Below are 8,963 nucleotides of genomic sequence, written 5' to 3' on the forward strand. Positions count from 1 at the left end.
ATCGTTTATCGCGAGCAAGCTTTGCTCCCACAGGTTTACTGTCACAAGTTGGCTTCCACGGCGACTCAGTTACCGTCATTGCAGTTATCGGAAAGCTTGCGGTAGTCCAGCGCCTGCTTGTGGCCTGCCGAATCCAGGTAGGTCATCTGGGCGTTGACCACGCCGCAGGTCGGCTCGGCGTCTTCGCTAAGGGACAGCACCTTCTGGATGTCCAGGTGGGTGCCGTAGGTGTAGGCCTGCGCCTGCACGTTGCTTTCGGCCCGGGCCGACAGCGTGCAAATGTTCAGTGCAGCGAAAAGGCAGGCGGCGTAGATGGCTTTGCTGTTCATGGCGATTCCTCGATTCAATGGGTTTATCTGCCGAGGCCTGTTGTGTTGCCTCGATGGACGCCATTGAATGCCGCGCAGGTATCGCGCCTGTATCGAACCAGGTGGCTTTTTGCATCGCTGTGTATCCGTCGCGCGCCAGATACACTGCAATACAAACCGCCGCGAGCCGGGCCGGCCGGCGCCTGTAGACTGCTCACAACGAAACGCCGAGGAGCTGGACACCATGGATCATGTCGATCACGTGTTGATAGTGGATGACGATCGCGAGATCAGAGAGCTGGTTGGCAACTACCTGAAAAAGAACGGCCTGCGCACCACTGTCGTTGCCGATGGCCGGCAAATGCGCGCCTTCCTGGAAACCACCCCGGTGGACCTGATCGTGCTGGACATCATGATGCCCGGCGACGACGGACTGGTGCTGTGCCGGGAGCTGCGTGCCGGCAAGCACAAGGCCACGCCGGTATTGATGCTCACCGCGCGCAACGACGAAACCGACCGCATCATCGGCCTGGAAATGGGCGCCGACGATTACCTGGTCAAACCCTTCGCCGCCCGGGAGCTGCTCGCGCGTATCAACGCCGTGCTGCGCCGCACTCGCATGCTGCCGCCCAACCTGGTGGTCACCGAAAGCGGTCGCCTGCTGGCGTTCGGGCGCTGGCGCCTGGACACCACCGCCCGCCACCTGCTGGACACCGACGGCACCATGGTTGCCTTGAGCGGCGCCGAATATCGTTTGTTGCGGGTATTCCTCGACCATCCGCAACGGGTGCTCAACCGCGACCAGTTGCTTAACCTCACCCAGGGCCGGGACGCCGACCTGTTCGATCGCTCCATCGACCTGCTGGTCAGCCGCCTGCGCCAGCGCCTGCTGGATGATGCCCGGGAGCCGGCCTACATCAAGACCGTGCGCAGCGAAGGCTACGTGTTCTCGCTGCCGGTGGAGATCCTCGAGGCCTCGGTATGAGCCTGCCGCTGCGCTGGCCGCGTACGCTGGCCTCGAGGCTGTCGCTGATCTTCCTGATTGGCCTGATCCTGGCCCAGGGGCTGTCCTTCGGCGTCCAGTACTACGAGCGCTACCAGAGCGCCAAGTCGACCATGCTCGGCAACCTGGAAACCGACGTCTCGACCTCCGTCGCCATTCTTGACCGTCTGCCTGCCACCGAACGCCAGGCCTGGCTGCCGAAACTCGCCCGGCGCAACTATGGCTACCTGCTCGACGAAGGCCAATCCGGGCAACCGATGGATCTTGCCGACGCGCCGATCTCGGTGAGTTCGATCCAGGAAGCCATCGGCCAGGCGTATGGCCTGACCTTCAAACAGATTCCCGGGCCGAAAATGCACTATCAGGCGCACCTGCGCCTGGGGGACGGCAGCCCGCTGACCATCGACGTACGCCCGGCGATGACACCCCTCTCCCCCTGGCTGCCAATGGTGTTGCTGGGGCAGTTGGCGCTGTTGATCGGCTGCACCTGGCTGGCCGTGCGCCTCGCCGTCGGCCCACTGACCCGGCTGGCCCAGGCGGTGGAAACCCTCGACCCTAACGCCCACAGCGTTCGCCTGGACGAGAAAGGCCCGACCGAAGTGGTGCATGCCGCCAAAGCGTTCAACGCCATGCAGGACCGCATCGCTGCCTACCTCAAGGAGCGCATGCAGTTGCTGGCAGCGATTTCCCACGACTTGCAGACCCCCATCACGCGCATGAAGCTGCGCGCTGAATTCATGGACGAGGGGATCGAAAGGGACAAGCTGTGGAGCGACTTGAGTGAAATGGAGCACCTGGTGCGTGAAGGCGTGGCTTATGCCCGCAGCATCCACGGCGCCACGGAGGCCAGTTGCCGGATCAGCCTGGATGCGTTCCTCGACAGCCTGGCGTTCGACTACCAGGACACGGGCAAGGACGTGCAATTGACCGGGAAAAACGCCGCGGTCATCGACACCCGTCCCCATGCCTTGCGGCGGGTGCTGGTCAATCTGGTGGACAATGCCCTGAAGTTCGGCGGCGCGGCGCAGATCCATGTGCAGATCGCCGACAACGGGCAATTGGCGATACAGATACTGGACCGTGGCCCCGGGATCAACGAGCAGGAACTGGCCGAGGTGCTCAAGCCGTTTTACCGGGTGGAAAGCTCGCGCAACCGGGAAACCGGCGGCACCGGCCTGGGCTTGGCCATCGCCCAGCAACTGGCGATCGCCATGGGCGGCTCACTGACCCTGAGCAACCGCGACGGCGGTGGTCTGTGCGCCGAGTTGCGGCTGGCATTCGCAAGCTGACATAGCCTCTGTGGGAGCGAGCTTGCTCGCGATAGCGGTGTATCTGCCAGCACCTGTTCAACTGACCTGACGCCATCGCGAGCAAGCTCGCTCCCACAGTGGCTGGGTATTGGATTTGGATGCGGGTTTGTATGCCAGTGTGTCTGCGGGTGATCGGCATACACAAACTTGCACAATCCTGCGTTGCGGACACACCCCGCTTACACCTGCTTGCAAGACTCCCCGGTGTTCCCGGCGGCTATCACGGCCGGGTCTCACCATCCACGGAGCCTTTACATGCCTACCGCAACTGCATCCCCCTTTCGTTATCAGGGCTGGTCGCTGTTCAGCCTGCTCGCCGCCCTGGTGCTGTTGATGACCGGGTTGATCCTGGTGCTCAACCCGGACCTGACCGAAGGCGTGCGCAGTGCCATTCGCGCCACGGCGCGTTCGTCTTTTATCTTGTTCCTGCTGGCCTTCACCGCCTCGGCATTCGCGGTGCTGGTGCCCTCGCCCCTGAGCCGGTCCCTGGTGCGCGAACGGCGCTTCATCGGGCTGGCCTTTGCGTTTTCCCATCTGGTCCATGCCGTGCTGATCTACAGCTACGGCCAGCTCAATCCCGAGTTCTGGCCCGGCCGCACCACCCTTGGCAACGTGCCTGGCACGGTGGGCTACGTGTTCATCCTGCTGCTGGCGCTGACCTCGTTCAAAAGCACCACGCGCCTGATCGGTTTCAAGGCCTGGAAGCGCCTGCATGTCACCGGCATGTGGGTGCTGGCGGCGATCTTTGCCTATTCCAACTTCAAACGCATCCCCATGAGCGCCTGGTATGTGCTGCCCTTCGGCCTGATCTGCGCCGCCACCGCCATCCGCCTGGTGGGCAAGCTGGCCCAGGCCACCCAGCGACGCCAACGACCGCAACACGCGACTGATCTGTAGGAGCTCGCACATAGCGCCTGCGCCGCAGCACCTTGGCGTTGAAAAAATCGAAACCTTGGACGGCAAGCACTGGTCAAGTCCTGTATGAACGTCAACCGCTGCACGTCGCGCCAAGCGACGGCGGCCTGAAGCGAGGGACAGGCATGAGCATGACCGTTGGTGATTTTCTGGTGGAACGTCTTTACGAATGGGGGGTTCGCCGTATCTATGGCTATCCGGGCGATGGCATCAACGGCGTCTTTGGCGCCTTGAACCGCGCCCAGGGAAAAATCCGCTTCATCCAGGCCCGCCACGAGGAAATGGCCGCATTCATGGCCTGCGCCCACGCCAAGTTTACCGGTGAGCTGGGCGTCTGCATCGCCACCTCCGGGCCCGGCGCGTCGCACTTGGTGACCGGCCTCTACGACGCGCGGATGGACCACATGCCAGTGCTCGCCATCAGCGGCCAACAGGCGCGCGCAGCGCTGGGCGGGCACTACCAGCAGGAGCTGGACCTGGTCAGCCTGTTCAAGGACGTGGCCGGGGCATTCGTGCAGCAAGCCAGTGTGCCCGCCCAGGTGCGCCACCTGCTGGACCGCGCCGTACGCACGGCGGTGGGCGAGCGCCGGGTCACGGCGCTGATCCTGCCAAACGATCTCCAGGAAATGGAATACACCGCACCACGCCACAAGCACGGTACGGTTCACTCCGGCGTCGGTTACCGCAAACCCAGCGTCGTCCCCTACGAAGAGGACCTGCGCAAGGCCGCCGAGGTCCTCAATGCCGGCAAGAAAGTCGCCATCCTGGTCGGTGCCGGAGCGCTGCACGCCACCGACGAAGTGATCGCCATCGCCGAGAAGCTCGGCGCCGGCGTGGCCAAGGCGCTGCTGGGCAAGGCCGCCGTGCCGGATGACCTGCCCTGGGTCACGGGCACCATCGGCCTGCTCGGCACTGAGCCCAGCGACAACCTCATGGCCGGCTGCGACACCCTGCTGATGATCGGCTCCGGCTTCCCCTACGCAGAATTCCTCCCACCTGAAGGCCAGGCCCGGGGCGTACAGATCGACATTCAGGCGGACATGCTCAGCCTGCGTTACCCCATGGAAGTCAACCTGCACGGCGATAGCGTCGATACCTTGCGCGCCCTGCTGCCGCTGATCGAAGAAAAACCCGACCGCACCTGGCGCAAGAAGATCGAGCATTGGCGCGAACGCTGGGAGCGGACCCTGGAAAAACGCGCCCGGGTCAGCGCCAAGCCGATCAATCCGCAGCGGGTCACCTTCGAACTGTCGCCGCGACTACCGGAGCACGCCATCATTACCTGCGATTCCGGCTCCTGCGCCAACTGGTACGCCCGGGACATCAAGATCCGCCGTGGCATGATGTGTTCGCTGTCCGGTGGCCTGGCGTCGATGGGCGCGGCCGTGCCCTATGCCATCGCGGCGAAGTTCTGCCATCCGCAGCGGCCGGTGATCGCCCTGGTGGGTGATGGCGCCATGCAGATGAACAACATGGCCGAGCTGATCACCGTCGCCAAATACTGGCGCACCTGGGCCAATGGCACCTGGATCTGCGCGGTGTTCAACAATCGGGATTTGAACCAGGTCACCTGGGAACAGCGGGTCATGGAGGGCGATCCGAAATTCGCCGCCTCCCAGGACATCCCCGACGTGCCCTACCACCTGTTCGCCGAATCCATTGGCTTGAAGGGCATCCTGGTGCTGCACGAGGACGACGTGGCCACGGCCTGGGAAACCGCGCTGGCGGCGGATCGCCCGGTGCTGATAGAGTTTCGCACCGACCCCGACGTGCCACCGCTGCCGCCGCACATCAAGCTGGAACAGGCGAAAAAGTTTGCCTCGACCCTGCTCCAGGGCGACCCGAACGAGCGAGGCATCGTGGTCGAAACCGCCAAGCAGGTATTGAGCAGCCTGCTGCCGGGCCAGCGCACGGATAAAGAGTGAGGCACGACGCGATGCCAACCATTGAGCTGCATCGTCGCTATGAACGATCCCTGCTCCTGGCTTTCTGCGTGGTGTGGGGGTGGCTGGCCATTGCGCCGATAAAACGCAGCGACTGGCTGGCGGAGAACCTGCTGGTCATCGCGTTATTGGTGGTCCTGGTGACCGTTCATCGGAGATTCAGCTTCTCCCGGCTGTCCGCGACGCTGTTGTTCGTGTTCCTTTGCATCCATGAAGTCGGCGCCCACTACACATATGCCAAGGTGCCTTACAACCAGTGGTGGCAGGCCCTGACGGGGGGCCAGTCGCTTGATCAGTTCATGGGTTTCCAGCGCAACCAGTTCGACCGGCTGGTGCACTTCAGCTACGGCCTGCTGCTGGCCTATCCGCTGCGCGAGGCCTTGCTTCGGGTTGCGCCAGCAACGGGGTTCAGGGGCTATTTCCTGGCCTGGAGCCTGATTCTTGCGTCGTCGGCGATTTATGAAATCATCGAATGGTTGGGCGGCGCCTACATCGGGGGCGATACCGCCAAGGCCTTTGTCGGTGCCCAACAGGACCCTTGGGATTCACAAAAGGACATGGCCCTGGCGGCGCTCGCCGCGTTCATGGCCCTGCTGGTCGCCGCCGGGGTCAGTTACCTGCGCCAGCGGGACTTCGCCCTCGAATGGACGTTGCGCTTCAAGGCCCGCACCTGATGCAGGCCCCCATGTCCGCCAGTTCCTGTGTGATCACGTCTAAGTAAATCAGCCCACCAGCCGATATAAGACAGGTGCGGATGAAATCGCTTTTTGGCTGATGACTTATTTTTATGATTGAAATTGCAGGCAATGACTCGACTGTCCTTTCCCCGGGTTCGCCAACCCGAAGTTTCACCCGTCGCACTTTTCCGGCCATCATGCTCCTGCTGTTTGTCATGTCTGCACTGGCGATCGCCGTGCTGCTCAACATCACCGGCGCCCAGGACCGCCGCGCCCGTGAACAGAGCCTGTTTTTCGCCCAGCGGGCCATCGAGGGGATCCGCAAAGGTATCGGACGGGACCTGAGCGACTACTCCAAGTGGAGCGACGCCTACCGGCACCTGCATGCCAGCGTGGACAAGGAATGGGCCTATGACCAGGAAAACGTCGGCAGCAGCGTGTTTTCGCTCTATGGCTACCAGGCGGTGTTTGTCATTTCGCCAACCGGCCAGACTGTCTATTCGGTGATCGATGGCCAGATGAGTGAGGTCGATGCCGATACCTGGCTGGCCGGCGACTTGCGAGCGCTGTTGAAAAAAGCCAGCGCCGCGGAAAATCACGAGGAAGTGGTGGTCGAGATGCTCCATCACGAGGACGCCCCTGCGTTTGTCGCCGCGTCCGCCATCACCGTCGGCACGGACAGCAGCGTGCCCGAAATCCCCGGCCCGCCCAGCCTGATGCTCTTCGTCAAGGTCCTGGATCCCGGAGCTTTGGAAAACCTGGCGCGGGACTTCGCCCTGCCCGATGCCCATATCGCCAGGACACCGGGCCCAGCCGATACCGCCCAGTTGCAGCTCGACGAGCTGACCCAGGAGGCCTTGGCCTGGCGACCGCAGACCCCGGGCCAGGACCTGCGCAAATTCCTCCTGCCGTTGCTGGCCGTGGCGTTACTGGTGCTGGGGATTCTGGCCCTGGCCGTTCTGCGCCATGCCTTGGCCATGCTCCGCGCCCAGGAACGCCAGTACGCCAGCCTGCTGGCCCACCGCAAAGCGCTGGAACGCAGTGAGGAACGTTTCCGCGACATTGCCGAAGTCTCATCCGACTGGTTGTGGGAGGTCGATTCGACCGGGACCCTGACCTATCTGTCGGAACGCTTCGACCAGGTGACCGGCTTCAGTCCCACGGAGTGGCTGGGCAAACCGCTGCACCGGCTGCTTCACCCCCATGGCGGCTCGATCTCGATTGCCCAATGGCTGCTCGGCGGGGCCAACAGCGTTTCCTCGGCGCCGCTACTGTGCGAGTACACCGCGCGCAACCAGCGCATCCGGACCTGCAAACTCTCGGTGCGGGCCATCGAAGCTGGCACCCTGGGTTTTCGCGGCACGGCCACCGATATCACCGACGAATTGCGGGCACTGGCCCAGATCAAGCACCTTTCCCTGCATGATCCACTGACCGGGTTGGCCAACCGCAACCGCTTGTTCGATTGCCTGCGCGAACACCTGGGCCGAGCCGATCGCCCGCCCCTGGCGCTGCTGAACCTGGACATGGACCGTTTCAAGCCGGTCAACGACTCCCTGGGCCATGCCGTGGGCGATAAAGTGCTCAAGGAAGTGGCGCATATCCTCCAGCAAAACGTCCGTGGCACCGATCTGGTGGCACGTCTGGGCGGTGATGAGTTTGTCATTGTCATGCCCGACCCGGGCGATGCCAGCGATCTCGATCAACTCTGTGCACGGCTGATCGATTGCATGCAACGGCCCATGCACCTGGACGGCAACACGCTGTACCTGGGGGTGAGCATCGGTGTCGCCTGGTCGCAGCCCGGTGACGAACGTGCCGATGAACTGCTGCGCCACGCCGACATCGCCTTGTATGCGGCCAAGGCAGCCGGCCGCAACACCTGGCGCGTGTACGTGGAAGCCATGGGCAACCTGGCCCGCGACCGGCGGCGATACGAACAGCAACTGCGCGACGCCATGCAACGGGATCAACTGGAACTGCGCTACTTGCCTCGCTTCGATGTGAGCGCCGAGCAACTGCACGGTTTCGAAGCCCAGACCTTCTGGCACCATCCCGAGAAAGGCGAACTGGGTGGGGCCGATTTCATACCGGTGGCCGAAACCTCGGGCCAGCTTGAAGAACTGGGCACCTGGATGCTGATCAACGTCTGTGAAGAGGCCGCCACCTGGCCGAGCGCCGTCAATGTTTCCATCGCGGTTTCACCCCGGTGGTTCAACAGCAGCTTCCTGCTCAACCAGGTGCAGGAAGCCCTCGAAACGAGCGGCCTGGCGCCCCACCGGCTGACCCTGGAAGTGGCCGAAGGTGTCCTGCTGGCCGACCACAAGACCGTGGCCAGCACCCTCCATGCGCTCAAGGACCTCGGCGTGCGGATCAACATCGACAAGTTCGGCACCAGCATCGCCTCCCTGCGCGAAGTACTGGACCAGCCGTTCGATGGCATCCGCTTCGATCGCAACATCCTCACGCAACTGGGCCTGGAGGATGACAAGGAGGGCGTCCTGGCGATGATCCGATTGAGCCGCAGCGTAGGGCTGATGGTCACCGCAGAAGGCATCGAGAACGCGCGGCAATTCAGCCAGCTGCGCAACGTGTCCTGCGACCATGTCCAAGGCCCCTACTTCGGCGCGGCCCTGGCCCGCTCGGAAATGGCCTCGTTCTTCACCACGCCGCGGTGGCTGTAACCCACCTCCCCACCGCTATCGCGAGCAAGCTCGCTCCCACAGGGTTCTGTGGGGTGTTCATGAGCTATGCGCACCGCTGGACCTATTGTGGGAGCGAGCTTGCTCGCGATGAGGCCAGCACAG

The 8,963-nt window shown here is 63.2% G+C and carries 7 protein-coding genes; 6 read left to right on the plus strand and 1 reads right to left on the minus strand.

Going from position 1 to position 8,963, the window contains the following annotated elements; translation table 11 throughout:
- Positions 1 to 65: 65 nt before the first annotated feature.
- Positions 66 to 329: a DUF2790 domain-containing protein gene (locus tag KI235_RS17430; RefSeq protein ID WP_013693533.1), complete on the minus strand. Its 264-nt coding sequence runs from the start codon at positions 327 to 329 to the stop codon at positions 66 to 68.
- A gap of 223 nt (positions 330 to 552) precedes the next feature.
- Between KI235_RS17430 and KI235_RS17435 the strand changes: the two genes are divergently transcribed.
- From KI235_RS17435 to KI235_RS17460, 6 genes are all read left to right on the plus strand, one after another.
- Positions 553 to 1,293, plus strand: coding sequence for a response regulator (locus tag KI235_RS17435; RefSeq protein WP_003202589.1), 741 nt, complete (start codon positions 553 to 555; stop codon positions 1,291 to 1,293).
- Positions 1,290 to 2,600 carry an ATP-binding protein gene (locus KI235_RS17440; protein ID WP_003202591.1) on the plus strand — a complete coding sequence of 437 codons (1,311 nt, stop codon included), beginning with the start codon at positions 1,290 to 1,292 and terminating at the stop codon, positions 2,598 to 2,600. The genes KI235_RS17435 and KI235_RS17440 overlap by 4 nt, the downstream gene beginning before the upstream one ends.
- A gap of 276 nt (positions 2,601 to 2,876) precedes the next feature.
- Complete coding sequence (locus tag KI235_RS17445; protein WP_003202593.1) at positions 2,877 to 3,518, plus strand: ferric reductase-like transmembrane domain-containing protein; 642 nt, start codon at positions 2,877 to 2,879, stop codon at positions 3,516 to 3,518.
- Positions 3,519 to 3,661: 143 nt separating this feature from the next.
- Positions 3,662 to 5,461, plus strand: a complete 1,800-nt coding sequence (locus tag KI235_RS17450) for a thiamine pyrophosphate-requiring protein (RefSeq protein WP_013693534.1) — start codon at positions 3,662 to 3,664, stop codon at positions 5,459 to 5,461.
- 11 nt (positions 5,462 to 5,472) lie between these two features.
- Positions 5,473 to 6,153 (plus strand): DUF2238 domain-containing protein, encoded by a 681-nt coding sequence (locus KI235_RS17455; protein ID WP_003202596.1) that lies wholly within the window; start codon positions 5,473 to 5,475, stop codon positions 6,151 to 6,153.
- A 113-nt stretch (positions 6,154 to 6,266) separates the two neighbouring features.
- A complete protein-coding gene (locus tag KI235_RS17460; protein WP_003202598.1) occupies positions 6,267 to 8,840 on the plus strand; it encodes an EAL domain-containing protein in 2,574 nt (857 codons plus the stop codon).
- Positions 8,841 to 8,963: the final 123 nt, after the last annotated feature.

This window comes from Pseudomonas sp. St386, from assembly GCF_018325865.1.
GTDB lineage: Bacteria > Pseudomonadota > Gammaproteobacteria > Pseudomonadales > Pseudomonadaceae > Aquipseudomonas > Aquipseudomonas brassicacearum.